The sequence below is a fragment of the Synechococcus sp. JA-2-3B'a(2-13) genome, from assembly GCF_000013225.1.
Taxonomy (GTDB): Bacteria; Cyanobacteriota; Cyanobacteriia; order Thermostichales; family Thermostichaceae; genus Thermostichus.
On sequence record NC_007776.1, the window covers coordinates 839,988 to 866,637 of the forward strand.

Consider the following 26,650-nt stretch of genomic DNA (forward strand, 5'->3'; position numbering starts at 1 on the left):
AGCAAACTTCAGTATCCCTTAAAGCGCTTGAGGGCAAAGCCACAGATCTGCAGCAGCCGCAGCCCCTCTCGCACATGGTGAATGTTGGAGCGACCATAGGTTCTGGGGAAATAGCGCACGGGGATATCCAGGATCTTCAGGGTGCGCTTGGCGGATCCCAGCAACAGGTCAAAATCTCCAAACGGGTCGAAATCCCCCCACTCTTGGCACAGCTTGGCAATCTGCTGGTAATCCTCCCGCCACAGGGCCTTGGTGCCACAGAGGGAATCTTTGATGCGGATGCCGAGAATGTAGGAGAGGAGAGCGGCAAAAAAACGATTGGCCCATTGGTTTAGCCGAGGCATTGCCTCTGGTTTCAGGGGATAGATAAGGCGACAACCATTGGCAAAATCACATCGCCCGGAAGCCACAGCCCGGAAAAACTTGGGCATGTCCTCTGCCTGTACCGTCAAATCGGCATCGAGGATGATCAACACATCCCCTGTAGCGGCGGCTAGCCCCTTGCGCACCGCATCCCCCTTGCCCTTGCCCTCCTGCCGTAGAGCCCGGATATTGCGGATCCCTTGGTATTCCGCCTGTACCCGCTGGATCTCGGCCCAAGTCCCGTCGCTGGAATGCCCCTCCACAAAAATGATCTCGGTGCGGGATCCCATCTCGGGCAAATGTTCCACGCAGCGGCGGATGTTGCCCGCTTCATTCCGAGCCGGAATCACCACGGTGCAGGAAGGCTGCTGCTCAGGGGGGGGATCCCAGGCAGGGTCGGGCTGCAGGCGAGCGATCGTGTACTCTGTCAGGCAGAGGGCGTTGATCCCGGGCAATGGGGCAATCACCCGGTTGATCACAGTCGAAAGGAACGGGATCCGCCGCGGCAACAACAGCCGCTTGCCCTGCTGAATGACCTCGTATCCTGCCAAGTGCAGCAGGTTGGCCACATCGGCTGCCGATAACCAGTTGGCTGCCGGCAGAGGCATCCGTTGCTTCAGAGCGGTTGCCAAGCCCAGAATCGGCTCCCAGAGCGGGTTGTGGTGGGAGAGGATCAGGCGGGTGCGTGGGGTACAGAAGCGGCGCAACTGCTGGAGAACCTGCTGGATGTCGGCCAGGTAGCCCAGGGTATTGACGAGCAAGATCACATCAAAAGGCTCCGCCAAGACGGGATCCCCTTTGTCCAGCGTGTGGGCATCTTGCACCCGGAAATGGAGATGGGGAAACTCTGCCTGAGCTTGGGCAACAATGTCCGCATCCCGGTCGATCCCCACCCCGAAGCTGGGCTGCAAGGCATTGAGCAGGGATCCCGTGCCGGAACCAATCTCCAAGATGCGCAAACCGGCAGGGACAAAAAAGCGATGCAGCCGCTCCAGATCCTCGTGGTAGTAGCGGTTTTTTTGCCGCCAGTAATACAAGGGGTGGGTCAACGCTGGCAAGGGATCCCTGGGGTATCGCTGGATAGTCTTCGATCATAAGGTGTGATCGTTTGCAATAACGGCTTCAAGCACCTTAGATCTCAATCTGTTGGTCACCCAACCCAGCTGGATCCCCGACAACAGGGGCGAAGCCCTCCAGCGATTGCGTACCGCAGCCACATCTTGCCACCCCAGTCTCTCCCCACCCAGCGATAGCAGTACAGGGAAAAGGGAAGCATTGGCGGGCAAGTGCCAACGAGCGGGGATCTCAGCGACGACGCACTTTATCCCTTTGGCTGACAAAGATGATGGCGCCAAAGAGAGCCCCCAGCACAACTGCACCAGCCACCAAGCTCCAGAGGAAGTTAGCAAGTGAGGGAGTCATAAAAGCGTTTCCTCCTCGTGCAAATAACCGTTGCCCAACAGCTTTCCGATTATACCGAGCCCTGTCACCCTTCCAAAGCCTGCCTTTGTCCCTGCCGGGCGCTGTCATTTGGTAGTTTGGTATTCCAGGGGCACCTCCTCTAGGGTTTGGCTCTTGCCGGCAAAGGGGTTATCCGGCGTTAAGAACAGCATACAGTGACATTCCTTTCGCTCCCGCATGGGTACACAGGGGCAATTCCAATAGCCTGCTTTTGCTTCTGCCTCTTTGTCTTCATAAAAACGACAGGGACACAGCGGGGCGCCCAATTGCTCTTTGTGCAGAGCCAAGCCTTCGATCACCGCCGTCGTAATTGATGGATCCGAGCAGAAAAAGGTCTCGGAGCGTTTGGCGTAGGTTTCTGCGAAATGCCGCATCAACTCAAAGCTCTTCTGTGAGGACTTTTTGTAACCACGACTTTCCATGACGATTCCCAAAAGTGGAACTAACCGGCTGTTGCTAGCAATGGGGTTCACAGCTTTTTCCGACGACGCCTCCCGAAGCCAGTACAGACGTGTAGGGGGCCGGGATTCTATTAACTCCACAGATAACTCCACAGACCTCCCACAACGTCGAGAAAAGCTGTATCTCGCTCTTCGTTGTACAGCAGACCTCTAGGCAGGACAAAAGATTATGCCCTTGCTGTTACACAAGGCAACATCTAGGGGCCGTAGCAAGAGCCAGCCTTGGCGTACTCTACAGAATACCTTGACATCCTCCCCGGCCTGAAGGCTGGAGATTCCTACCACGCTGCGCATGGATGGCTCCTTGCGCAGTCGTCTCGGCGGGTTCCTGCTTCCGACCGCCCGTGCGGTTCGATCCACAGGCCATCCGGGCTGACACGGGTGGTTGATCCACCCGCATCCCGACCGCAGCGTCGGTCGTGTCCTGCCCTTCGTCTCGCAACAGCTATATCCCGCGAGCAAGGATGTTGATGGCACCGACCAGAAAGGCCTCCGGCCCGCTGCCGCGAAAGGCCTCCGGCCCGCTGCCGCGAAAGGCCTCCGGCCCGCTGCCGCGAAAGGCCTCCGGCCCGCTGCCGCGATCGGCGTTATTCTCATAGCCGCACGCCACGCACTCGAACCAGGCTTGGGTCTGGCGGTTGTCTGATGAAACATGGCCGCAACATGGACAGGTGCGGCTCGGGTTCTGCGGCGGCACGACAATGAGCCTGCCACCTTTCCAGGCCAGCTTGTACTCCAGCATGCAGCGGAACTCATACCACCCCTGGTCGAGAATGGCTTTGTTTAACGCTGACTTGGCGCGGACGTTCTTCCCAGGAGCATCTGCCGTCCCTGCCGCCAACTTGGACATATTCCGCACCCGCAAGTCCTCGATGCACACGATTGCCTGGCTTTTGCTAATCGCGGTCGAGACCTTGTGCAGGAAGTCGCGGCGGGCGTTGGCCATCTGAGAATGAATACGCTGGAGGCGGGCTTTTGCCTTCTTCCAGTTGTTGCTGAACTTGACTTTGCGGGAGAGCGCTTGCTGGGCCTTGCGCAAGCGCGCCTCGTGCCGCTTGAAGCTGTTGAGGGGCGCGTAGAACGTGCCGTCCGAGAGGGTAGCCAAGCGGGCAATGCCCATGTCCATGCCCACTGCGCCCCCCTGCGGAATAGGCCGATCAACCTCCCGCTCGGTCTGGATCGACACGAACCACTTGCCAGCGTGCTTGGATACGGTGACGCTCTTGACCTTGCCCACCACGTCGCGGCTGTTGCGGTAGCGCAGCCAGCCAAGTTTGGGCAGAAAGATGCGGCTGTTGGCCTGGTCCAGCTGGATTTGCTTGGGCGCGGGATAACGGAAACTGTCCGACCGGCCTTTTTTCTTGAACTTCGGGAAGCCGGCGCGCTGGGCGAAGAAGTGGCTGTAGGCTCGCTCCAAATCCTTGAGTGCCTGTTGCAGCGGATGCACCGGCGCATCCGCCAGCCACGCTGTATCTGCGCTGTGGCGCCACGCGGTGAGCAGCTGGCACAAGCCCGCATAGCCTAGCTTTTTCTGGCCTTGCTCGTGACGCTCCTTCTGCAACGCCAGTGCTTTGTTGTAGAGGAACCGGCAGGAGCCAGCAAAGCGGCGCATCTGCCGTTCCTGCTGGCTGTTGGGCAGCAATTCGTACTTGAAGGCTTGAAGTCGTTGCACCGCTCAATCGTATTCTTGGCCTATGCGTGATGACAACGATATTCACATGGCCGACACTGCGTTTTTAAAGGGCGTCGGCTACGGTCGGCGCTATCCTTCCCCGCCCTGAAGGACGGGGCTTGCCGCGCCTTTTGGTCAAGTTTCTGAAGCCTACACCAGCAAGACCTATAGTTGGAGTGCCGAGAAGGCTCAGAGGGCATTCGTATGCACCGAGACCTGAATGGCGCATGGGGGATTTTCCTGCATGCTTAGGTAGAACTGCCCTGTTCCGGCAATCTGCATTGGTGAAAGATGCTAGCTTTTTTAGCATCCAGTAGCCCAAAAAGTGCGGACTATGGTCAAGCGTGTGCGGTTGGATCCCATTGCCCAAGTGTCTGAAATCGCCACCAACAGCAATTTGCTCTCGGTGCTGCTGCAAGAAGAGCTGAATGTGTTGAAAGAGTGCGGTGGGCGCGGCCTCTGCGCCACCTGTCATGTGTACGTTAAGGAGGGGATGGAGTCTTTATCCCCGATGAGCAAGCGGGAGCAGCGCACCCTGGAGGTGATCACCACCTGCAAGCCTAACTCTCGCTTGGCCTGCCAAGCGCGGGTGCTGGGGGAAGGGGTGGTGGTGGAATTGCCTGCCGGGATGTACATCCATGCTTTTCAGGATATCGAGGCGTTGATCGGTCGGCGAGCGGAGCAGCCACTTTTGCACCCTGTAACCGGCGCGGTTTTGGTGCAGGAGGGCAAGCTGATCACCCGCTCGGTGCTGGAATCGGTGAGAGGGCTGGATCTGGATATCCAAGAAGCACTGGCTCGGAGCAGCCAGGAGTTTTGAGATTTTGATCCCATCTTTTGAGCCAGTTTGGGCCCCTTTTTGAGGCCACTTGGCCACCCCGTATATAAACAAAGCATTCTCAGGTGAGTATTCCTATGCCCCCTGTGTTTCTTGGGATCGATCTGGGCACTTCTGGGATGCGGGTGGTGGCCCTCTCAGAGCAGGGGGAGGTGGTGGCCAAAAGCGAGCGCCAGTGGGATCCCCCAGAGACCAATCCGGGCCGCTGGTTGCGAACCCTGAAAGCCCTTTTGGGACAACTGACCGCGCAACTGGGGGAGCAGTATTCCATTGCCGCTCTGAGTGCTTGCAGCACTTCCGGCACCATTCTGCCGGTGGATGGTCGAGGCATGCCGTTGGAACAGGCGTGGCTGTATTCTGACCCACGGGGCCAGGCTCAGGCCAAGCAATTGGGGATCCCTGCCAGTTGGGGTCTCAGCCGTTGGCTGTGGTGGGCGGAAGCCTATCCTGATCAGTATCGAGACAGCTACTTGGCCCATCCGGCGGACTTTTTGCTGAGCCAACTGGGGGGGCGCAGGCAGGTGACCGATCACACCCATGCCCTCAAGAGCGGTTTCGACCTGGAGGCCTACACCTGGCCTCAGGAGTGGTTGGCGCGGCAGGGCCTAAACCCCAAGCATTTCCCCGAGGTGGTACCGCCGGGAACGGTTTTAGGAACGGTGCGAGCAGACTGGGGGTTGGGGCCGGAAGTGCTGATCGCGGCAGGGATCACCGATGGCTGTGCCGGGCAACTGGCGGCAGGGGCTATTCGCTTGGGGCAGGTTTCCACCAGCTTGGGCACAACCCTTATTTTTAAGGCCAACAGTCCGGATCCCATACAAACCCCAAGCATCTATTCCCATTTGCACCCGGACTGTGCTCCACACCGCTGTCGCGAACGAATGGTTTGGTGGCCGGGGGCCGCCTCTTTTTGTGGAGGCGGAGTTTTGCCTCATTACTTCCCCGACGGCAACCTGCAAATGCTGGATCAGCAAGCTCAGGCTTATCTGCCCACCGGGCTGGTCAGCTATCCCCTTTGTCAGCCGGGAGAGCGTTTTCCCATTGTCGATCCCCAGTTTGCCGGGTTCTTGCCGGAGGCAGAAGAGGGATCCCCCCGTTTTTACGCTGCTTTGTTGGAGGGGGTAGCGATGGTGGAGCGGCTGGGGCTGGAAACGTTGGCCGCTCAAGGGATCCCAGTGCCAGAGCAGAGCCCGATTTTCACCACCGGTGGAGGCAGCAAAAGCCCTCTCTGGTTGCGCCTACGCGCCAGCATCCTTGCTCGTCCCTTGGCTGTGGTGAAACACCCGGAGCCGGCTGTGGGGGCAGCCATCTTGGCCGCTTCTGCCTATTGGTGCTGCTCTGTCCAACAGGCTGCCGATCGATTGGTACAGGTAGAACGCTATGTTCAACCGGATCCAGAGTGGGTGAAGTCTTACGCAGAGATCTACTCGGTCTTTCACAGCCGCCTGAGCAACCTGCTTTGACATGTTCCCCGCTCTACTGGCTTGCTTCCCCGTAGCGGTAGGGTGAGGATTCTTGTTACTGGTTCCACAACAGCCCTTGCCGCAAAGGATCCCGTCCCGCTTTCGCCAGTAGGTTTCCCCTCTAAAACAGCGATGATGGTTTCCCAGTTGTTCAGGCTACAGACTTATGACTATGTAAGTATTAAGCGGTCACGGGATACAGCTGCCTACCTACGTTTTTTGAGCTTCGTGAATGCTCAGCCGTGGAAACGAGATTCTTTTTAAACGGAAATGAAACATTTTCGTTGCATTGCTTCCTAACTTTCCTTCTCTCCTAACTAAAGAGAAGCTAGGGGTGAGGGTCGGCAGCGAGGTGTCTCAATCTTGTTTGAAGCGACTGTAAAAGCATTCTGACATCGAAAAGCAGGGATCCCCGCTTGGGGATCCCCGATTTTATTTGGCCGGAGCCGCAAGCCAAGCTAGGGCTGCCGCCGGAAGCTCCTGACTTCCAAAACCGGCCCTACCTGAGCCACCGTCACCATGTCTTCTCTGATCTGTCCCTGGATGGTGACCTCTAGTCCCTCTTGCAAGAGCTCTTTGGGGGCACGGAAAAGGGCATAGTGCTCGCCGGAAGGCAGCGTCAGCACCCACACTCCCCCTTCGATATCCAGGAACTGGATGGTACCGCTGTACTCTTGCATCACTGCCTCAGCGCCAGCCCGGTTGCCGTGGATTGAGATTCCGTAGCCGCTTGCGCTCCCAAGTAGGCCAGGCCCAGGCAGAGCAAGCCATTGAAGAGCAAGAAGGAGCGACCCAACCAAGCAGAGGATCCAAGCCATAGCACCCCCTCATAAAACAGGGATCCGGACAAGAGCAGATGCGAGGCCATGCCGATGCACAAGCCAATCACCGCCCAGCGCCAGCGCCGATGGCCCAGGAGCAGCAACATCAACAGGCCTGGGATCAACACGCTGGCAAATAGGGGGTTCAAGGCATTGGTCTGGGCAAAGGCGGTGCCCAACTCCGGCAGGGAGCTACCCGCCAATTGGAAGGGCCAACGGGGGCCACCGACAATCGCCAACCCCTGCAAGGGGAAAAGACCGGCACTGCCCAAAAGCATCCCAGCCAGCAAAGGCACCGTCTGCAGCAGCCGCTTGGGAGCCAGCCACCAGCGGATCAGCACCAGGATAATGTAGCCGCCCACCACCATCAGCAGCTTCGGCACCAGAGCAATCGGGCCACCATCGAACCAGAAGCGTGGGTTGAGGTAGCCATTGTTGTTCAGGTACTGCAGGAAGTCCTTCAACCAGAGCACCAAGGGGTTTTCCTCCTGTTGCCCTGTGGCCCTGGCCAGCGCCTTGGCTGCATCCAAACGACCAGCCCCGTAGAAGTTCTGTTTGTCGCCGGGCACCGGGGTAGCCGACATTTTCAGCACTTCTTCCACCTTGTCCGGGTCTTTGATGCCCTGAGCCTGGATCAGGGCTGCCACACCGGCTACGTGGGGAGTGGCCATGCTGGTGCCTTGGAAGTAGGCAAAGACCGGCTCGTTGGGGTTACGACGATTGATGGTTTGCTGCAGAATGCCGTACTCGGGGTGATCAGGCGTTTTGGCTCCGCCGGGAGCAGAGATGTCCACCCCCACCCCATAGTTGGAGTAGGGGGCTTTCTCCCCGTTGGGCCCCGTGGCCGAGACAGCGATCACATGCGGGTAGCGGGCCGGGTAGCTCACCTGGTTGGAGTTTTCGTTGCCAGCGGCTGCGATCACCGTCACCCCCTTACTGTGGGCATAGGCCACCGCCTCTTCCATCAGTTGGGCAGAAGCGCGGCTACCCAGGCTGAGGTTGATGATCGTAGCCCCGTGGTCGGCAGCATAGCGGATCCCTTCCACCACATCCGACAGGGATCCAAAGCCATTGGCATCCAACACCCGTACCGGCATGATCTTGGCCTTGAAGGCAATGCCGGCTACACCCAAGACATTGTTGGTGGATTGGGCGATGGTTCCCGCCACATGGGTGCCGTGGCCGTTGAGGTCTTCCGGCTCCTCATCGTCGTCCACAAAGTCATAGCCCTTAACAAATTGGGTTTGGGCCAGGTCGGGAACTCGGGTTACTCCTGTGTCCACCACGGCTACCGTCACCCCTTCCCCTTGGGAGATGTCCCAGGCTTCCGGCATGCGGATGGCCCTGAGGTTCCATTGCTGGGGATAGAGGCGGTCGTTGGGCACGAAAGCCGCCTGGAATTGATAGTTGGGGTGAGCATACTCGATCAAAGCTTCGTCGGTGAGCCGCTTAACCAGCCGCCGCGTGGATCCCAGGTGGTTGGCATCCACGTCAAACAGATAGATCGCTTCCTGGCGGGCAAAAGCGCTGTCGCTGCTGGGGCGGAGCGTCAAATGATACTCTTTAGCGATAGCAGCAATCTGACTGGGGGTGGCCGTGTTTACAAAATTGACCACGATGCTGTCGTAGGGGGCGGATCCCTTGCCGCAAGCCGTCAACAGCAAGGCCATCAAGCCGGCGCAGCAAAGACCCAACCAGCGTCTGAATTTCATAATTCACGCCCTCGGGATCCAAAAAATGTTGCAACCAGTATGCCCTCTGGATTGACAATTGACGAGATGAGATCCGGCATGGGGGCAAAATTGCCAAAAGGTGCAATCTTCGCCGCGCAAGAAGGGATCCCAGCCCTGCCGAGAAAGTGCTATGACAAGATGAGCGTAAATTGCCGCTTGGAGGGGGGAATCAGGATCGATGGATAGAGTCTTGCAGCTCATGATCCAGGGTTGGTACTACTCCATCCCCCTGTTGACGTTCTCGGTCTTCTCAGTGGCCTGTTGCATTGAGCGGGTGCTGTTTTGGTGGAAGATCACCCATCGGCAGGAGGAGGTGGTGCAGCAAGCCCTGAGCCAGTACCGCCGCAACCCACGCGCTGCCCAGTATTTGCTGGAGCAAAATGCCGATCTGCCGATTGCCCGCATCTTTTTGGCCGGGTTGGAGCTGAACGAGGCCAGCCCGGAAGATTTTAAGCTGGCTCTGGAAACGGCCCTGGCGGCAGAAGTGCCTCTGCTGAAGCGCTTCAACACTGTCTTCGACACCGTAATCACCGTTGCCCCCTTCTTGGGCTTGTTGGGCACCGTCACCGGCATCATCCAGATCCTCAGCTCCATTCAACTGGGGGATATCGGCGGCACCGATACCCAGGGGGTAGGTCGGGGGATCGCCGAAGCCTTGTACTCGACGGCCTTTGGACTGATTGTGGCTATTCCCACCCTGTTGATTTCCAACGTCTTCCGCTCTTTGTACCTGCGGCAACTCTCTAAGATCCAAGAGTACGGCGGCATGCTGGAGCTGCTGCATCGGCAGCGGCAAGAGATGCAGGCCCAACAGCTTTCCCAGTATTCCTACACCCAATCTAGCCCCAGTGGCAGCTCCACCCTTCCCCCCTACTCCTCGCTTGAGCCCTCCTAACCTATGCGCATCCCCGAAGAGAACTTCCGAGCTGGCGAGATCAACATCGTGCCCCTGATCGATGTCATCTTCTCGATCTTGGTGTTTTTCGTGATCGCCAGCCTGGTGCTCACCCGCTCCGAGGCTCTGGATGTGAACCTGCCGGACGCGACCACAGCCGAAGTTCGTCTGCAGCCGGATGTAACGGTGAGCCTGACGGCGGAAGGACAGATTGCTGTCAATCAGGAGAAGATTGCCGATATCTCTGCTCTGATCCCAGCAGTGGAACGCATCCTGGCCGAGAAGCCGGCTGAAGGGCGCCGCTTGGTGGTGATCAACGCTGATTTGGCCCTCTCCCACGGCAAGGTGGTGGAGGTGATGGATACTCTGCAGCGGGTGCCCAATGTCAGCCTGGCAATTGCCGCCCGCCGCCCCAGCAGTAATCGGTAGCCAGCTTAGGATTTGGGCCAGTTTTGTCAAATATAGTCATTTCAGGTTAGGGTGAGACGCCTAGGCTACTGGTCGCGCCAGCGGGACGGAGTCCTTGAAAAACCTTCTGGCCCTCTGCATTATCGCTCCGCAACGCTATTGCTCTGCAACGCCGACGCGACCAACGTTTGGGGTGTGGGTGCAGTGTCCTGGTTTAAATCGAAATGACCATAGACCCAGTTTTCCGGTAAGCTCATTTGCTAACCCGCTCTCTAGCCTGGGGGTGAGGGGTCATCCTGCGCCCAGCACCTGAATCAGGAGTGCCTTTTGCACATGTAGGCGATTTTCCGCCTGATCCCACACGCGGGACTGGGATCCCTCCAGTACTTCAGTGGTGATTTCCTCTTCCCGGTGGGCCGGCAGGCAGTGCAGCACAATGGCTTGCGGATCCGCCCGTTGCAGCAGCTCGGCATTGACCTGGTAGGGCAGAAAGGTGGCCTTGCGGGCCTCGGCCTCAGCTTCTTGACCCATGCTGGCCCACACGTCGGTATAGACCACCTGGGATCCAGAGACGGCTTCCTGGGGATCCTGCAGCACCAACACCTGGGATCCCTGGGCCAGAGTGCGGGCTTGCTCCACCACTGCCGCATCCGGCTCGTAACCGGGGGGGGTGGCGACGCGGATGTGGATCCCGCTCATGGCACAGCCCAGCAGCAGGGAGTGGGCAACGTTATTGCCATCGCCGCAATAGGCCAGGGTCAGGCCCGCCAGTTGGCCAAAGTTCTCCTGAATGGTGAGCAGATCGGCTAACACCTGACAGGGGTGAAACTGATCGGTGAGGGCGTTGATCACCGGAACATCGGCATACTCGGCAAAGGTTTCCAGCTCCTTCTGGTCGTAGGTGCGAATGGCGATCACATCCAGGTAGCGGGAGAGGACGCGGGCCGTATCCTGCAGGGGCTCGCCGCGGCTCACCTGCATCACTGTCGGCACCAGATCGAGGGTGCTGCCCCCGCATTGGGCCATGGCTGCCGTAAAACTGGCGCGGGTGCGGGTAGAAGCCTTCTGAAACAACAGCCCCAACACCCGACCCCGCAGCTCCACCCGATAGGGATCCCGCTTTAACTCAGCCGCCTGGGCTAGCAGGGCCGACAGCTCCGCCGGGGTTAGGTCGCTGAGCTTGAGCAGATCCCGTCCGGCCAAGTTTATGGATCCCGCGATCTTCGACCCCGCCATTGTGCTACGCGCCACCTACAGAAACAATAAAAGCATCCCCAGCCCGGCGCTGGTCAACACTCCTCGAATAACTCGAATGAGAAGAGTCTTAATAGTCTTAAATAGCTTGGGCCTCGGCTTAACCCCAGTCTCAGGAGTGCCAGATCTGAGACCCATCAAAACCGCCCCCAACACCGGCTAACGTGAAGAGGAACGAATGACCTCCTGGGCCTGTTGCCGACGGGCAGAGATCTGAGCCTGCAGAGCCTGGATGGCAGCAGCATACTGTGGGTCGGCTGGGGTGGCCACCAATTCTCGGTTCTGGCTGAGCCGCTTCAGATCTTCCTCGGACAATTCCACCAAAATGTCGGGGGTAATGCCCTTGTGGTCGATGTCGTTACCGTTGGGAGTGCGATAACGGGCAATGGTTACCGCCAGCCCAGATCCATCGGACAGGGGATGCACCGACTGCACCAGGCCCTTGCCGAAAGTTTGCGTGCCGACAATCACGGCGCGACGGTTATCCTGCAGAGCCCCCGACAGAATCTCGCTGGCGCTGGCCGAGCCACCATCCACCAAAACGGCCAAAGGTTTATCGGTGAGGGCCGTGTTGTTGGCCGTCAGGCGATCCTGCTCCCCTTGGCGGTTCACCGTCGAGACAATGCTGCCCCGGTTAATCCACATGCGGGCAATCTCGGCGCTGGAGTAGAGCAGGCCCCCTGGGTTGGCGCGCAAATCCAGAACGTAGGCGGCTACCCCTTGTTTTTCCAGCTCGCGAATGGCTTGGCGCATCTTCTCGGCGGCGTTGCCGGAAAACTGGGTAATCCGGATATAGCCAATGGGCAGGCCGTTTTCCTCGTGAACCTCGTAGCGCACGGTGGCCAGCTCAATTCTTTCCCGCACCAAATCGAACACCTTTAGCCCTTCCCCCTCGCGGCGAATGGTCAGCCGCACCCGCGTACCCGGCTCGCCCCGAATGAGGTTGACTGCAGCGTTGGTGTCCATGCCTTCGGTGGACTTGTCGTCGATGCGCACGATCACGTCTTTGGATTTGATCCCAGCCCGGTCGGCAGGAGACCCTTCAATGGGGGAGATCACCACCAGCTCGTTTGTCTCCTGATCCATGCCCAGCGTGATCCCCACCCCGGTCAGCTCGCCGGATGTATCGATTTGCATGCTGGCAAACTGATCCGGATCCAGAAATCGGGTGTAGGGATCGTTGAGTTTCTTCAGGGCTTCCCGGATGGCCGCGTAGGCATCTTCTCGGGTGGCATACTCTCGGCTGAGCAGATCCCGCCGCACCGCTTCCCAATCCAGGGAATTAAAAGACGGATCCACATATTCCCGGTTAACAATTTGCCAAACCTCGTCCACCACCTCTTTGGGATCCCGGCGAAACCCTGCCCAGCCCGGCATGGATAGCTGCACGCCGACCAGCGATACCGCTGTCATCACTGCAGCCGTTGCACTGACCACAAACCCACGCTTTCTCATTGGCTCTCCTGGAAGGCGCTAAAAGTCAAGGTTGACGAGGTGGATCTCCAGAGGTGGATCTCTAATTGTCAGGGAACTGGGTTTCGAGCAAGGGTCTTCCCCTATCCAAACTTCAGCTTAGAAGCATCGAGAGCAAGGAAAGGCTCCCCTGCTGCAGCAAGTGGGATCCGGATTTTGGTAGGCTACAGATAACCCCAACCGACTGTGCCCAACCTAGCATAGGGATCCCTGCCGGGGGTGCTTCTAGGATCACAGTTCAACACAACTTTGTTACAACCTATCATCGCAACCCTTTTCTTCCAAATGGGCACTTTGCCCCCTTTCTGACTCTATGTCCCTTGCCACCGATTGCCCCAGCTCGCTTGCATCTGCCTCAGAGCGCCCGCTGCTGTCCCAAGTGCAGTTGGCCCGCGCTGCTGCCCAACACACGGCCACCTTGCCCACGGCTATTAAGAATGCCGCTCTGGAGGCCATGGCCACTGCCTTGTTGGAGCACCAAGAGCCTATCTTGGCCGCCAACCGGGCGGATTTGGAGCGGGCAGCAGAGATGGTGAAAGCCGGGGAGTTGTCGGCATCTGCCTATGCCCGCCTGAAGCTGGATGCCCACAAACTGGCAGATATGGTGGCCGGAGTGCGGCAGGTGATCCGGCTGGGGGATCCGGTGGGCCGAGCTTTGCTGATCCGGGAACTGGACGAGGGGCTAATTTTGGAACGGCGCACCTACCCTTTGGGGGTGCTGGGGGTGATCTTCGAGTCGCGGCCCGATGCTTTGGTGCAAATTGCTGCCCTGGCGGTGAAAACCGGCAATAGCGTCTTGCTCAAGGGGGGATCCGAAGCTTTGCTCTCCTGTCAAGCCTTGATGGCGGCCATCCAGGCGGGCCTGCAACAGATCCCGGAGTTCCCCCAGGGATCCCTGCAGTTGCTCACCAGCCGCGCCGAGGTCAAGGCCCTACTGCAACTGGAAGGGCTGGTAGACCTGATCATCCCCCGCGGCTCCAGCAGCTTTGTCCGCTACATCCTGGAGAATACCCGCATCCCGGTATTGGGCCATGCCGATGGCCTGTGTCACCTGTACGTGGATCGGGCAGCGGATGTGGACATGGCGATCAAGCTGACGGTGGACAGCAAAACCCAGTACCCCGCCGCCTGCAATGCCATCGAGACCCTGTTGGTCCACAAGGCCATAGCCCCCCACTTTTTGCCTCTGGCGGTCAAGGCCCTGCGGGAAAAGGGGGTGGAATTGCGGGGGGATCCCCTCTGCCGCGAGCTGGTGCCGGATCTGATCCCGGCCACCGAGGACGACTGGAGCACCGAGTATGCCGATTTGATCCTCTCTATTAAAGTGGTGGGCTCCCTTGACGAGGCCATTGCCCACATCCAGCAGTACGGATCCCGCCATACCGAGGCGATTGTAACCGAGGATGCCGCTGCTGCCCGGCGATTTTTGGATGAAGTGGATGCGGCAGGGGTCTTTCACAATGCTTCCACCCGCTTTGCCGACGGGTTTCGCTACGGCTTTGGGGCAGAAGTGGGCATCAGCACCCAAAAACTGCCGCCGCGCGGCCCGGTGGGCTTAGAAGGCTTGGTGACCTACCGCTACCAACTGCGAGGGCAAGGACATCTTGTAGCCGACTACACAGGCCCCCAGGCCCGACCTTTTCAACATCGGGATCGCCTGAACAACACCGGCTTAGCTTAGCTGCAAAAGCCGGCTGTACAAACCGGCTGTACAAAGCAGTCGTTCACAAAAACCGTTCTCCTCGTCTTCGCGGCTCCAGGTTGAGGTAAATTAAAAAATAGCTTCGTGATTGCCAAGGGTTGCGCTTTGCGGCGCGCTATGGTGTGACAATGGACTACCGGGTTCCGGGTTTGATGTTATGGGCTTGAGCGCCCTAGATGTAGCGCTTTGCATTTTGGCCTTTTGTTATTTCGATTAGGAGCTTCGCTGGATCATGCCTGTGCGTCTGTATGTTGGAAATCTGCCGGAAGAGGTGGATCGTCAGGCACTGGAGAAGCTCTTTCGCTCTGCCGGTGAGGTCATTTCCACCAAGGTGATCCGGGATCGGAAGACAGGCAAATGCCGCGGCTTCGGCTTTGTAACGGTGAACACCGAAGAGCAGGCGCAGCAGTACATCGAAAAGTTCAACGGCCACAGCTTTGGGGATGTCAACTTGCGCATTGAGCTCGCCCAGCCGCGCGACCGAGGGGAAGAAGGCGAATCCAAAACAGCGACCTCTGAGCCTTCATCCAAAGAGTCCAGAGGTTCCAAAGATTCCAGAGCGTCCAGAGATTCTGAGGCCAAGGGCTCTAAAGAGTCGGCAGAAAACCCTGCCCCCAGCAAAAAGCAACGCCAGCGCGGCAATAAGGGTGGGCGCTCCACCGTCGTCGCCGAAAGTGAGGCAGCCTCTGAGCCGGATCCCCGCTGGGCCAGCCAGTTGCAGCGGATCAAGGAGCAGCTTCTGCAGGTCACCAATTCCTAACCCCCCCGAACGAGTGATAGACACTGTTGGGATCTGACAGTAGGCTGGGTGAGTTGCGACGGCTCTAGGCATGTTTGAGAGGGGGGTTGGGATGCATAGGCTGGTGAGGATTTTTCGCGCTTGGGCTCGAGCTGGGCTTTTGTTCGGGCTGACGGTTCTGCTGGGAGTGGGAAGTGGAGCTTCGGTTTTCCTACCCTCGGCGGCGGCTGCCCCGGCGGATTTGGAAGAGCAAGTGCTGCAGATCATTCGGAAGAACCCCCAGGTGATTCTGGAAGCCGTGCAGGAATACCAGCAGCGACAGTACCAAGAGCAGCAGCAGCAACAGCAGCGGCTGGCAGAAGAATTTGGCCGTCAACTGCGGGAGAACCCACGCGCCGTCATCGGAGATTCCCCTCGACTGGGATCCGACGCTCTGCGGTTGGTGTTGGTGGAGTTCTCCGATTTTCAATGCCCCTTCTGCGCCCGCGCCCACAGCACCCTCAAGCAGTTCATGGCCGACCACGGGGATGAGGTGACCTTGGTGTACAAGCACCTGCCCCTGACCAGCATCCACCCAGAAGCGATGTCGGCTGCCCGGGCTGCTTGGGCCGCCCAACGTCAAGGTAAGTTCTGGGAGTTTCACGACGAGCTGTTTGCCAACCAATCTCAGCTTGGGGATGGGTTTTATGTGGCCACTGCTGAGAAGCTGGGCCTGAATATAGAAAAATTCAATCGGGATCGGCGCAGTCGGGCGGCAGAACGCGCCATTCAGCGAGATATTGACTTGGCCTCTCAACTGGGCATTGGTGGCACTCCCCATTTCATCTTGAACGGCATTGCCTTCTCCGGTGCGCAGCCGCTGGAGGTGTTTGAGCAGACGCTGCAGCAGGCTAAGCAAGCCCTCTAGCCGGGAAAGTGCTCCGCACCGCTGACGCAAACAGAGTCTCAAGTCCAGATGTCGAGCCCCTACTGCTGTCCGGAGTGCGGGGATGGGCTCCTGTTTCGACTGGATCCCTGTCCCACCTGCGCCAGCCGACAACGCCAGAAGCAGCAAGCTGCCCCTGCTGGGGAAAAACGGAGCAGCTACGACCTGACAGGGCGGGTGGCTGCTGCCGAGTTTTGGCAACTGTTGCGTTGGTACCCCTGTTGTCCCCGCTGTGGCAAGCCCTGGTCGAAGGTGGGATTGTTCTGGAGGGGAAGGAGGAGAGCGTTTATGGCGGAAGTGGCTCTTGGCTACTCCACGGGCAGGATGCGGGCATCGAACCCTGCTTCGGCCAGAGAGCGCCGCGCCTGTTCGGCGTTGGCCCGTTGCCGGTAGGTGCCCACCTGAATCACTGAGCCCCGCAGGAAGGCATCAGGGGCAAACTGTTGCAGCTTGGGTAGGGCCTCTTCCCCAGCCGGCACCACCACCCAAAATCCGCTGCCACCTTCTTCCCCAAGAGGAACAGCCTGGGCAGGCGAGGAGGAGACGGGATCCGCTTGCAAAAGAGGCTGAGAGCGGCGCAGATCGGCGGGGAAGATCCCCGCTTCATAGCCTTGGCCGGCCAAGTAACGCACCTGCTCGGCGGCAGCAGCAGGGTCGGCAAACCCACCTGTGCGCACCACCCGCAGGTCATCGTAGATCAAGGGCAGGGATCCCTCTAGGAGTTGTTTTAGCGCAGGCCATTTCTCCCCGGTGGGATCGGCCACCAACACCCAATAGCGCTCTCCTTGTGCTGGGTTGGAGATGGGATCCTGGCCAGCATTTTCTCCTACCAGCGACACCGCCACTGCCGGTAACCCCTGAGCGGTTAGCCAGCGGGCTTGATCCTGGGCCAACGACAGGCGGGAGAAGGTTCCCGTTTGCAAAGCAACCTGGCCGCGGTACTGCACCACAGTGGCTCCTGGAAAGAAGCGGCGCACCCGTTCTTCCAAACGGGGATCACCGGTGGGGTTGGGCACGTGGGTGGCAAAGGGACGCTGGGGATCCAAGGGGGGAGCCGTTGGCGTCGGCGGCACAGAGGCTTTTGAGCTGGCAGCAGGGCGGCTGGGTGCTGCTTGGGCAGGAAAAGCAGGGGGCAGAGGGGGATCCGTCTCTTGGCGGCTCACCACCCGCACCGATAACCCCAGCCGTTCCAAGTCGGCCTGACGGCGTTGAGCATGGCTACGGTTGATGAATGTCCCCGCCAAAATGAAAACCTGCCCATCCCCTTGCACAAAATAGGCATCCGGCACCTGGGTGCGCACCTGGGCCAACTCCGCCGCCCCATCCGCCAGTACATGCACTTGGTAACGGGTCAGGGCCAAAGCAGCCGGCAGGACGTTCCCATTAACGGCGTGGAGCACAAGGGCAAAGGCCGCCAGGGATCCGGCAAAGAGGGCCGGTTGCGCTGGCAACAGGGGTACGGAGCATTTCAGCCAGCCGTAGTCCTGACGGGTGTTGCACATGGGATCCATCTCCTCTGGCGGGATTGGCGGCAACTCAAACCTCTGCATCCGGGATGGAGTCTTTGCCTGGGCCTGCGGGGATCCCCCACAGTGCCAGAGCTCGCAGTTCACCCCTTGCGGGAAGGACAACTCAAAGCTAGCGTAAGCCGAAGTTTGGGCAAGGCTGTGCCAGGGATGGGCTTGCAGATGCCGCCCACCACCGATAGAATGCTCCGCACTGCCACCGCAAAGATGCAGCCCAGTTGGGTTCACGGGAGAAACACAGATCTAGTGCATCTCCAGTATAGACAGGCCGGCAAGACTCTATCGCTATGGCTTGTTGGGGAGTTTGCTTCAGGGGCGACGGCGGCGCCGTTCACGGCAGCGGGATGGAGTTCTTGCAACAAGGGTGCGGGATCCCCCCAGGGCAAAGCGGATGATCTCCGTCTTGTACTGCTGCGAGCCCTCGGTGTAGCGGGCAAGCTGAATGGCAGATCCCTGGCCGGAAGGAAGCAAGAACCGTTCGCGACAGTGGTGGGCAGCACTCTCTTGAGTTTCCGCTTCGAGGGCAATGAAAAACCGCAGACGCAGCAGCACTTCCAACTTGGACAAGTGCTCGGTTTGCTCTGGCACCAAGCGGCCTAACGAGATTTGTAGGCGCGGCCTGCGTCGCCGAGATCCGGGGCGGCCCCAAAGCTGCTGGGCCAGTGTCCACAGAGAGGTCTGCTCAGAGGACTTGACCAACAGCTTTAAGCCTGTCAGCGGGTTAAGACCATAGGTAAGCAGCAGAGAATACATCGGCGGCAGGAAAGATTCAGAGGAGCGTTTTGAGCTAACGTCAAAAGGATACCCTATAGGCCAACTGTAGCACTGCCTACCCTCTATCCCCATCCAAGCCCCACCCTTCCCTATGGCCGGGATCCCTGCTCAACGCTGGCTGTTTCATCCGGTGGACAAGTTGGCTGCCCAGAGCTTGGCCGAGGCAGTGGGGATCTCGCCCATATTGGCTCAGATCTTACTCAATCGCGGGCTCTCCAGCCCTGCTGCCGTGCAGCAGTACCTGCAGCCGGATCCCGCCCACCTGCCCCCACCCAGCCGGGATTTTGCCGATTTGCCCCTGGCGGTGGACTTGCTGGACGGGGCGATTCGCCGACAAGAGCCCATTGCCATTTGCGGCGACTACGATGCCGACGGCATGACCAGCACGGCCCTGCTGCTGCGGGCTTTGCAGGACGCTCCAGTGCATTACCGCATCCCCAGCCGCATGACGGAGGGCTATGGCCTCAACAGCCGCATGGTGCAAGAGCTGCACCGAGAGGGGGTGCGCCTCATTCTCACCGTGGACAACGGCATCTCCGCCCACGAGCCCATCCAACTGGCCAAAGCTCTAGGCTTGACAGTGATCGTGACGGATCACCACGACTTGCCGCCCCAGTTGCCCCCTGCCGATGCCATCCTCAATCCCAAGCAGCTCCCCGTTTCTTCTCCCTATCGGGGGATGGCCGGGGTGGGAGTTGCCTACCTCCTGGCCCAGGCGCTGGCCGAGCGCCGTGGTGATGGCCATCTGCAGCGGGTGGCCCTGGAACTGTTTACTGTGGGCACCATTGCCGATCTGGCGCCGCTGACGGGGGTTAACCGCCTTTGGGTGCGGCAGGGGCTGCACCTCTTGCCCACCTCCCAGGTGGCAGGGATCCGCGCCCTTCTGCAGGTGATGGGCATGCAGGGATCCCTGGAGGGGCTGCGGCCTGAGTGGATTGGGTTTGGCCTGGGGCCGCGCATCAATGCCGTTGGGCGAATTGGCCGGGCGAGAATGGGGATCCAGTTGCTGACCACCGACGATCCCCTGCAAGCAGAGAAACTGGCCCGCCGCTGCGAGCGGCTCAACCAGGTGCGGCAGCAGATGTGCGGGCGCATCGAGGCAGAAGCCCTAGAGCAAATTGCCCAGCAAGGCCGGGATTTGCAGCAGGAACGGGTATTGACGATTTTGGGATCCCCTCAGCGGAGATGGCATAAAGGGGTGATCGGCATTGTGGCCTCGCGGTTGGCAGAGCGTTTTGGCTGTCCGGTGTTCATCGGCAGCCAGTCGCGGCAAGGGGAGATCAGTGGCTCGGCGCGGCAGGGGATCCCCGAGTTTGACGTGTTTCAAGCGTTGGAGTTTTGCAAGGATCTGTTCACCAAGCACGGCGGCCACCCCGCTGCCGGGGGATTTAGCCTGAGAGCAGAAGACTGGCCTTTTTTTGAAGAACGGTTGCGGCAGTTTGCCCAACAGCAGTTGCAGCCGGAGCAGATCCAGCCGCTGGTGCAAATCGATGCCGAAGTGTCGCTGTCAGATCTCACCCTTGACCTCTATCGAGAGCTGCAGCATCTGCAGCCCTGTGGCATCGGCAATCCTGAGCCGGTCTTCTACAGCCGCAACCTGCAGGTTCTGCAACAGCAGCGATTTGGCCCAGTTCCCGGCCACCTGAAGCTGCTGCTCCGGGATCCTGCTCTCCCTACGCAACGCTCCCATGGGTTACGTGCTACTCGGACGGAGTCCTCTTGTCCGGGCAGGAGCGACTCAGCTGTCAAAACCTCCAGTTACGACACTGATGGGTTATCGCTGGGCAACGCTTTGGGCAACACTTTGGCGAACGGGTCAGCAGTGGGGAGCACAAACCCGAGGCCACAGCGCCCCCTCTGGGCTATCCGTTGGCGGGGAGCGGAAACCCATCCGCTGCCGGAGCGAGTTGATGTAGCCTACACGCTCAAGGCCAAAACATGGCAGGGAGAAACCCAACTGGAGCTGGAAATTGTCGGGATCCAACCTGCCCAAGAGGCTGCCACTGCCGGCAACCCCCCTCTCGAGAAAACAGCGCCCCGCACCCCTGATGGGAGCAAGTCTCCCATCTCCCCCGCCTCTCTGGATGCCACTCCTCCCATGCCCAACTCCAAGCCCTCGACTGGCTCCCAGAGGGGGACAGAGCCCTCACCTCTGTTGATCTGGCGCCCCACCCCCCAGCCCACCCAGCCTTTGCGTTGGCAAGCTGTAGACCGATTTTCTGTCCTCTGGCCTCAGGCGCAGGGAACCATCCTGTTCTACGGCTTCCGCCGCCCCTCGCTGGTCTTGTCTTCAAGGCCTACGGCCCGCTATCGCGAACGGCGGTACCTGACTCTCCACTACGACCGTCCCCAAGCCGGCCACCGCTATGATCAACTCTGGTTGTGGAGCTGGCCCCCTTCTCTGGATCACCTCAAGTGGCTGCTCTGTTGCACCCCCAGCAGCGAGCTGTTGATTGCCGTCCATCAGCAAGCGGTGCCCCTGCCCTCCGCTGCCAGCTTGCAACGCCAGCTCCGCCAATACCTGCAAACCCACAGCCAGGTGGATCTGCTGCGCTTGGCCCAGCAGTGGTGGCTGTCTCCGGCAGTGTTGGTGGCAGGATTACGCTCCCTGGGGTATGCCTGCCCGGATTTTGGCCCCACGGGATCCCTCGGCGAAGAACTGGAAGCCCAGCAAGCTTGGTACAGCAGCTCCTGGCAGCAGGTTGCCGCCCTGCTTCAGCGATCCCACCTGGATTCTTCTGCTGCAGAGGCCCATGGGGATTAAACTGCTGCTCGGCTCCGACTACCACGGCAGCCCTCGGCTGATCCGGCAGGCCCTTGCCCATCTGCCGGAGGTGGATGCTTACATCAACTGTGGGGATTTCTGTTCCAAGGCCGGCAAACCTTCCCGCAAGGCCACCCAGGGCTTTCATCCGGCAGCCCAAGCAGAGGTGGTTCATCTGCAATCCTTTTTGGCGGCAGTGGAGAGCCTGGGCAAACCCTGGCTCTTTTTACCTGGCAACCACGATCCAGCAGCTTCGGTTTTGAATTCGCTGGTTGGCTGTTGGGGGCGGGCCATCACCCAGTCCTGCTGCTTTGAGTGGCTGGGGTTACAGGTTTTGGCTGTGCCCTGGACTCCCCCCTGTGGTTGGAGCTGGTCTCTCACCTCCGCCCATTTGCAGGAGCTGCTCACCCTCTACAGTCAGCCCCCCCGGCCCATTGACCTGCTGCTCACCCACGCTCCGCCGCGAGGCTTTTTGGATGAAGGCGGGAAGTGGTATCACCGTCGCACACCCACCTTGCGCCCCCTTTTGGAACAGGTGCAGCCCCGCTACTACATCTGCGGACACATGCACTGGGATGGGGGCAAGGTAGAGCGATGGGGATCCACCCTGGTGATTAACACAGCCCTGCACAACATGGTTCTCGAGATCCATTAGGCAGGAAGCCCTTGGACAGCCTTCCGCCTCCTCAGATTTCCACTCGTAGGAACCTTCCATGACCCGTCCTTTGATCTTGGCCAGCAGTAGCCCCGGCAAATGGCGCGAGTTCAATGCCTTTTTCCAGGCCCATGCCCCTGCTTGGGAGCTGCGCCGCATGCCCTCAGAAATTGAGGTGGAAGAAACCGGCACCACCTTTGCCGAAAATGCCCTTCTCAAAGCCAGAGCCGTGGCCAAGTCTCTGGGGGAGTGGGCCATTGCCGACGATTCCGGCCTAGCGGTAGAAGCCCTTGGCGGCGTCCCTGGGATCCGCTCGGCTCGCTATGCCCCCAACGATGCTGCCCGCATCGAGCGGTTGCTCAGGGAAATGGAAGGGATCCCAAATCGCCGAGCCACCTTTCACTGCGCCATCGCCCTGGTGGATCCCCAAGGTGTAGTGCATGCCCTGGTGGAAGGGGTATGCTCGGGAGAGATCTTGACCCAGCCGCGGGGAGAGGGGGGGTTTGGCTATGACCCCCTGTTTTGGGTGCCCGAAGTGGGGCTAACCTTTGCCGAGATGAGCCCAGCTCAAAAAGAGGCCATCGGCCACCGAGGCCGAGCCTTGCGCGCCTTGAAAGCGCAGTTGCCTCTCCTGGAGAAGCGTATGGGCTGGCTTGGATCCCAGGAATAGCATCCGATGTCCTGGCTGGGGAGCTGCTAGCATACAATAGTCCCTTCCCTTCGGGGGAGTGAAATTGAAAGCCGTCTTGCCTTGGCAGCTGAGGGGAGCGCTCGAAGAACTATGGGTTTTTCTGAGTTTGAGGATCAAGATCCCATTGCAGCAGCGGAACGGACTGCTGCCCCCGATCCCAGCCGCCATTCCCCGGATTCTGCCGGTGAGGAAGCCGCGATCTCCTCGGTTGCAAACTCTGGTGAAGGAAGGGAGCGGCAAGGTCGTCGTTCTCCACCCCCTTTGCCGGAAGAGGGCTCAACCTTTGCAGGCGCAGAAGATTGGCTGGACGTTCGCGGTAGCGGGACGGAGTCCTTGGAGAATGGGCGGGATAGCTACAGGGAGTCCGCGCAAGGGGCCACTTCTCGCCCTTCCAACCGCTCCCCCCAGACTGGCCGAGACGAGGGGTCTCGTGTTGACAGCGAAAAGGGGGGGCAGAAAGCCGCTGCAGGAGGAGCTGGTGAGCGCCCTGGGCAAGCGCTAGTTCCCCGCCGTTCTGTCTCCAGCAACCGCAGCTACGACGGATCCGCCCGTTCCTCTGCCTTTCGCGGTAGCGGGACGGAGTCCTTTGCTGGCCGCTCGCGTAAGCGGGACGGAGTCCTTGGGGAATCCGGCTACCGCAGTGACTACAGCCGTTCCGCTCCTTATGGCTACACCTCCAGCTATGTTGGCGGTGGGGGATATGGCGGTGGTGGGCGAGGCGGCAGCTCCAGCGGGGGGGTCTCCTCCTCCGATCTGACGATCCTGCTGGTGGTGGCCCTGCTGGCCTTCTTCGGGGGATTCGCTATCCGCAACATCTTCGCCGAGTCGGGCGGCTTTGACGATGAGCGCCCCATCCGCGCTGCCAATGTGCCCGCAGCCTTTCGCGATTTTTGCTTTGCCTATAACGGCACTGCCTCCTTTACTGTGGTGCAACTGACCAGCGTTTCTGCTCTGACCATGGCCTCAGTGCCCGTTTACAAGATGGATACTTGCACCATCCCCGTCAGCCAAACGGCCAATGCCCTCCAAGCTTTGGGCATCCGCGGCCGGGCCAACACCTTGGGCCCCCAGCTGGGGGGATCCAACCTCACCCTGATCCAGCTCCCCTTGGCCAGCAGCTTGGCGCGCGCCGTGTACAGCCAGTTTCCTGGCTTGGCTACTCAGGGCAACGAGGCGCAGGTTTTGTCCCAACTGGAAGCCACCATCAACAACGCCCTGCGCTCCAACATCGAAGGGTTAGCCCTGCAAAGCCTGGAGCCCACCAACATCCCCGACGTCTACGTGATGGTGCCGGGGCACTCCTTTAATTTGCAGCCCCAACTCAACCTGCGCTAACCCTCCTGCAGAGGACGACGGTGTGTTCATCACCCTAGAAGGCGGGGAAGGGGTGGGCAAAACCACCCAACAGGCCCTCTTGGTTGAGCGGCTGCGCCAAGAAGGCTACGCTTGCCTGTGTACCCGCGAGCCGGGGGGCACGGCGCTGGGCAAAACGCTGCGGGAGCTGTTGCTGCACGGGGATCCCTTTAGTCCTCTGGCGGAGTTGCTCCTGTACGCGGCGGATCGGGCTGAACACGTGAGCAAAGTCATCGCGCCGGCTCTGGCGGCAGGGCAGGTGGTGGTTTGTGACCGCTTTACCGATTCCACCCTGGCCTACCAGGGCTACGGTCGGGGGCTGGACTTGGAGAAGATCCGCCAGCTCAACCACTTAGCCACCGGCGGGTTGCAGCCGCACCTCACCCTGTGGCTGGATCTTCCACCAGAGGTGGGACTGGCGCGGGCAAAGGCTCGCGACAGGCTTGAACAAGAACGCCTGGAGTTCCACCGCCGCGTCTACCAAGGGTTCCAGGCTCTGGCTGCCGCCGAACCACAGCGGATTGTCCGCATTTCAGCCCAGGGATCCCCCGCAGAGGTGGCTGCCCGCCTCTGGTCAGTGGTCGAACCCCGCCTACCACTTGCGACAGCAGGCCGGGAGCCCTAGACTGATACATTTACGCTGAACATTGCTGAACATCACTGTTCAACTATGCAGCGATAGCATTCTGTTTGTTTCCAAACAGAATGGCGGTATCCCGCAAAGCTTTGAGTAGAATACCCAAGGCGCAGTTTCTGTGTCGTCTTACTACCAATTTTCTGCTTTGCTTTGGCTACCATGTTGGCAGACTCGAAAGTAAACAGAAAGATCAACTGGTAGTAATCCGTACTGAACATATTATACATTATTTTCAGTATAGTTGAGCTTATTATTGACTAGAGTCATGCTCTGTTCCGCTGACGGGAATGGCGCGACAGGCCAAAGCTCGCGACAGTTTCCCTGGCCACAGCCTGCTCGGTTTACCAAGGTTAAGATTAGGTTAAAAAGGAAGAGGCGGGGGTAACCTCAAGCTAGGCTGAATGACCTATGTGAAAAGAGCCTGCTGCCCTCTTGGTTCTCGTTTTGGGTAGAGGAGACTGGCTGTGGACGCTGTTGCTGCTGAGCTGAAAACCGATCGCGTCAGCGGGACGGAGTCCTTGCACTTGACCTTGCCCTCATCTGCGCCCTTGCCAACCGTGGCCGCCTGGGCCCACCAGCTGTTGAGCCAGCAATGGCAGCGGCTGCAGAAACACGTAAAGCGAGTTCTGACCCAGCATCCAGAAGCGGCAGAGTCTCTGCACCAAATCCGGGTGACCCTGCGCCGTATTGGCACCTGGGTGCAGGTATTTCAGGGATCCGTCCGGCTGCCCAAGCCTCTCAAGCCCAAACGCCTGCAAAAGCTGGCCAGTGCTTTGGGCAAGCAGCGGGATCTGGACGTGCTGCTGGAAATCCTGCAGGAACCTTGTTGGGAAGGGATCCCGGCAGCCCAGCAGGCAGAACTGGAGAAGCTAAAACAAGATCTGCAGCAACGTCGAACCCAAGCCGAGAAACGCTCCCGCCGCATTCTTGAAGATGCTGACTTCCTGGCGTTTCAAGCTGCCTGCGAGCAGTGGCTGGCTCACCCCCGCTATAAGCCCCAGGCGGAGCTGCCTTTGCCGGAAAGCTTGCCCCACTTGCTGACTCCTCTGCTGGCCCAGTGGCTGCTGCAGCCAGGCTGGCGGATCCCTGCTTTCCCCGCAACGGAAGCCCAAGCTGAGCAACTGCACGAGCTGCGCAAGGCCACCAAACGGCTGCGCTATCAGGTGGAGTTTTTTGCGCCCTTTTACGGGGAAACCATGCAAGATTGGATAGCAACCCTGAAGTGCTTGCAGGATCAACTGGGCCGCTTTAACGATTTGCAGGTTTTGCAAGGCGAGCTGCCTGCAGACTCAGACCTACAAACCCTTCTCCAGGAACAACAAAAACTAGCCCTCCAGGAGTGGCCTGAGCACCAACAGCGCTGCCTGGCCTCTGCCGAGCAGCACCGGCTTTACTCTAATCTTTTCTCTGTTTCCAATTTCTTTCCAACCGGGGATCCCTAAGTTTCCAATTCTATAGATCCCCCCGAAGGAAAAACCCCGCCTTATTGGCGGGGGATTTTTTGTGGCTATAGGGTTTCCAATTTCTAGGGATCCCCCCGAAGGGGGAACAGCTTCGATCCAGCTCACGAGAGCGAGGATACGAGCAACATGTTTCCAATTTCTAGGGATCCCCCCGAAGGGGGAACGGAGTTGGAATGGCAACGCAGGCTAGCAGGGTGTCAAGTTTCCAATTTCTAGGGATCCCCCCGAAGGGGGAACGGAGTTGGAATGGCAACGCAGGCTAGCAGGGTGTCAAGTTTCCAATTTCTAGGGATCCCCCCGAAGGGGGAACACATATTGGCGGCAGGGCTTGCCGACCTTAATGGGCAGCGTTTCCAATTTCTAGGGATCCCCCCGAAGGGGGAACGATATAGGCATGATTTCTTCCTAAGATAGGAAAGTTTCCAATTTCTAGGGATCCCCCCGAAGGGGGAACGTTCCATATCAACTCCTCCCTTATCGGGGAATAAAGAACAGTTTCCAATTTCTAGGGATCCCCCCGAAGGGGGAACACCCAGCGTTACAGGCCTTTTCCACGGCTGCTGCCGCTGTTTCCAATTT

At 59.4% G+C, this 26,650-nt stretch carries 22 protein-coding genes, 2 pseudogenes and 1 CRISPR repeat array (1 of these 25 running past the window's edge); of the genes and pseudogenes, 13 read left to right on the top strand and 11 right to left on the bottom strand.

The window, feature by feature from the left end:
• Window positions 1-8: 8 nt before the first annotated feature.
• The 4 genes from CYB_RS03860 to CYB_RS03870 form a co-directional block, all read right to left on the bottom strand.
• The gene (locus CYB_RS03860; protein WP_011432449.1) at window positions 9-1,412 is read right to left on the bottom strand and encodes a glycosyltransferase; all 1,404 of its coding nucleotides are present in this window, start codon (window positions 1,410-1,412) and stop codon (window positions 9-11) included.
• Window positions 1,413-1,668: 256 nt separating this feature from the next.
• Window positions 1,669-1,785 (bottom strand): photosystem II reaction center X protein, encoded by a 117-nt coding sequence (locus tag CYB_RS14275; RefSeq protein WP_011432450.1) that lies wholly within the window; start codon window positions 1,783-1,785, stop codon window positions 1,669-1,671.
• A gap of 104 nt (window positions 1,786-1,889) precedes the next feature.
• Complete coding sequence (locus CYB_RS03865) at window positions 1,890-2,246, bottom strand: ferredoxin-thioredoxin reductase catalytic domain-containing protein (RefSeq protein WP_011432451.1); 357 nt, start codon at window positions 2,244-2,246, stop codon at window positions 1,890-1,892.
• Window positions 2,247-2,730: 484 nt separating this feature from the next.
• On the bottom strand, window positions 2,731-3,957 hold the full coding sequence (locus tag CYB_RS03870; protein ID WP_011432452.1) for an RNA-guided endonuclease InsQ/TnpB family protein: 1,227 nt from the start codon (window positions 3,955-3,957) through the stop codon (window positions 2,731-2,733).
• Window positions 3,958-4,291: 334 nt separating this feature from the next.
• Here CYB_RS03870 and CYB_RS03875 point away from each other — a divergent pair, with 334 nt between their 5' ends.
• Window positions 4,292-4,777 (top strand): 2Fe-2S iron-sulfur cluster-binding protein, encoded by a 486-nt coding sequence (locus CYB_RS03875; protein ID WP_011432453.1) that lies wholly within the window; start codon window positions 4,292-4,294, stop codon window positions 4,775-4,777.
• Between the two features lie 95 nt (window positions 4,778-4,872).
• Window positions 4,873-6,258 carry an FGGY-family carbohydrate kinase gene (locus CYB_RS03880; RefSeq protein ID WP_011432454.1) on the top strand — a complete coding sequence of 462 codons (1,386 nt, stop codon included), beginning with the start codon at window positions 4,873-4,875 and terminating at the stop codon, window positions 6,256-6,258.
• A 458-nt stretch (window positions 6,259-6,716) separates the two neighbouring features.
• On the opposite strand, the gene CYB_RS03885 is transcribed toward CYB_RS03880, so the two are convergent.
• Window positions 6,717-6,938, bottom strand: a complete 222-nt coding sequence (locus CYB_RS03885; protein ID WP_041436283.1) for a hypothetical protein — start codon at window positions 6,936-6,938, stop codon at window positions 6,717-6,719.
• A complete protein-coding gene (locus CYB_RS03890) occupies window positions 6,938-8,791 on the bottom strand; it encodes a S8 family serine peptidase (protein WP_011432456.1) in 1,854 nt (617 codons plus the stop codon). The genes CYB_RS03885 and CYB_RS03890 overlap by 1 nt, the downstream gene beginning before the upstream one ends.
• A 223-nt stretch (window positions 8,792-9,014) precedes the next feature.
• On the opposite strand from CYB_RS03890, the gene CYB_RS03895 reads away from it, so the two are divergent.
• On the top strand, window positions 9,015-9,707 hold the full coding sequence (locus CYB_RS03895; RefSeq protein ID WP_369791770.1) for a MotA/TolQ/ExbB proton channel family protein: 693 nt from the start codon (window positions 9,015-9,017) through the stop codon (window positions 9,705-9,707).
• A 3-nt stretch (window positions 9,708-9,710) separates the two neighbouring features.
• The gene (locus tag CYB_RS03900; protein WP_011432458.1) at window positions 9,711-10,136 is read left to right on the top strand and encodes an ExbD/TolR family protein; all 426 of its coding nucleotides are present in this window, start codon (window positions 9,711-9,713) and stop codon (window positions 10,134-10,136) included.
• A gap of 270 nt (window positions 10,137-10,406) precedes the next feature.
• Here CYB_RS03900 and argF read toward each other — a convergent pair whose 3' ends face one another.
• On the bottom strand, window positions 10,407-11,324 hold the full coding sequence (argF, locus tag CYB_RS03905) for an ornithine carbamoyltransferase (RefSeq protein ID WP_202943718.1): 918 nt from the start codon (window positions 11,322-11,324) through the stop codon (window positions 10,407-10,409).
• Window positions 11,325-11,528: 204 nt separating this feature from the next.
• Entirely contained in the window at window positions 11,529-12,824 is a 1,296-nt protein-coding gene (gene ctpC / locus CYB_RS03910) for a carboxyl-terminal processing protease CtpC (protein ID WP_011432460.1), read from the bottom strand.
• Window positions 12,825-13,155: 331 nt separating this feature from the next.
• On the opposite strand from ctpC, the gene CYB_RS03915 reads away from it, so the two are divergent.
• The 3 genes from CYB_RS03915 to CYB_RS03925 all read left to right on the top strand — a co-directional run bounded on the left by CYB_RS03915 (window position 13,156) and on the right by CYB_RS03925 (window position 16,190).
• Window positions 13,156-14,523 (top strand): glutamate-5-semialdehyde dehydrogenase, encoded by a 1,368-nt coding sequence (locus tag CYB_RS03915; RefSeq protein WP_011432461.1) that lies wholly within the window; start codon window positions 13,156-13,158, stop codon window positions 14,521-14,523.
• A gap of 253 nt (window positions 14,524-14,776) precedes the next feature.
• A complete protein-coding gene (locus CYB_RS03920; RefSeq protein WP_011432462.1) occupies window positions 14,777-15,304 on the top strand; it encodes an RNA recognition motif domain-containing protein in 528 nt (175 codons plus the stop codon).
• A gap of 91 nt (window positions 15,305-15,395) precedes the next feature.
• On the top strand, window positions 15,396-16,190 hold the full coding sequence (locus tag CYB_RS03925) for a DsbA family protein (RefSeq protein WP_011432463.1): 795 nt from the start codon (window positions 15,396-15,398) through the stop codon (window positions 16,188-16,190).
• A gap of 326 nt (window positions 16,191-16,516) precedes the next feature.
• Here the strand turns inward: CYB_RS03925 and CYB_RS03930 are convergent, their stop codons facing one another.
• Window positions 16,517-17,962, bottom strand: a complete 1,446-nt coding sequence (locus tag CYB_RS03930; protein ID WP_187147263.1) for an SPOR domain-containing protein — start codon at window positions 17,960-17,962, stop codon at window positions 16,517-16,519.
• 81 nt (window positions 17,963-18,043) lie between these two features.
• On the bottom strand, window positions 18,044-18,487 hold the full coding sequence (locus CYB_RS03935; RefSeq protein ID WP_041436287.1) for a hypothetical protein: 444 nt from the start codon (window positions 18,485-18,487) through the stop codon (window positions 18,044-18,046).
• Between the two features lie 112 nt (window positions 18,488-18,599).
• On the opposite strand from CYB_RS03935, the gene recJ reads away from it, so the two are divergent.
• The 5 genes from recJ to tmk all read left to right on the top strand — a co-directional run bounded on the left by recJ (window position 18,600) and on the right by tmk (window position 24,596).
• The gene (recJ, locus tag CYB_RS15330) at window positions 18,600-21,272 is read left to right on the top strand and encodes a single-stranded-DNA-specific exonuclease RecJ (protein WP_011432466.1); all 2,673 of its coding nucleotides are present in this window, start codon (window positions 18,600-18,602) and stop codon (window positions 21,270-21,272) included.
• On the top strand, window positions 21,262-21,927 hold the full coding sequence (locus CYB_RS03945) for a metallophosphoesterase family protein (protein ID WP_011432467.1): 666 nt from the start codon (window positions 21,262-21,264) through the stop codon (window positions 21,925-21,927). Before recJ ends, CYB_RS03945 begins: the two co-directional genes overlap by 11 nt.
• Window positions 21,928-21,985: 58 nt before the next feature.
• The gene (gene rdgB / locus CYB_RS03950; RefSeq protein WP_011432468.1) at window positions 21,986-22,597 is read left to right on the top strand and encodes an RdgB/HAM1 family non-canonical purine NTP pyrophosphatase; all 612 of its coding nucleotides are present in this window, start codon (window positions 21,986-21,988) and stop codon (window positions 22,595-22,597) included.
• A 111-nt stretch (window positions 22,598-22,708) separates the two neighbouring features.
• Window positions 22,709-23,953, top strand: a complete 1,245-nt coding sequence (locus CYB_RS03955; protein WP_011432469.1) for a hypothetical protein — start codon at window positions 22,709-22,711, stop codon at window positions 23,951-23,953.
• 22 nt (window positions 23,954-23,975) lie between these two features.
• Entirely contained in the window at window positions 23,976-24,596 is a 621-nt protein-coding gene (gene tmk, locus CYB_RS03960; protein ID WP_011432470.1) for a dTMP kinase, read from the top strand.
• A 43-nt stretch (window positions 24,597-24,639) separates the two neighbouring features.
• On the opposite strand, the pseudogene CYB_RS15620 reads toward tmk, so the two are convergent.
• Window positions 24,640-24,823 (bottom strand): annotated as a pseudogene (locus CYB_RS15620) (hypothetical protein); the annotation flags it as partial.
• Between the two features lie 342 nt (window positions 24,824-25,165).
• On the opposite strand from CYB_RS15620, the pseudogene CYB_RS03965 reads away from it, so the two are divergent.
• Window positions 25,166-25,876, top strand: a pseudogene (locus CYB_RS03965) (CHAD domain-containing protein); the annotation flags it as partial.
• A gap of 173 nt (window positions 25,877-26,049) precedes the next feature.
• Window positions 26,050-26,650: a CRISPR direct-repeat array (repeat unit 36 nt; unit sequence GTTTCCAATTTCTAGGGATCCCCCCGAAGGGGGAAC); it runs 548 nt beyond the window's last position.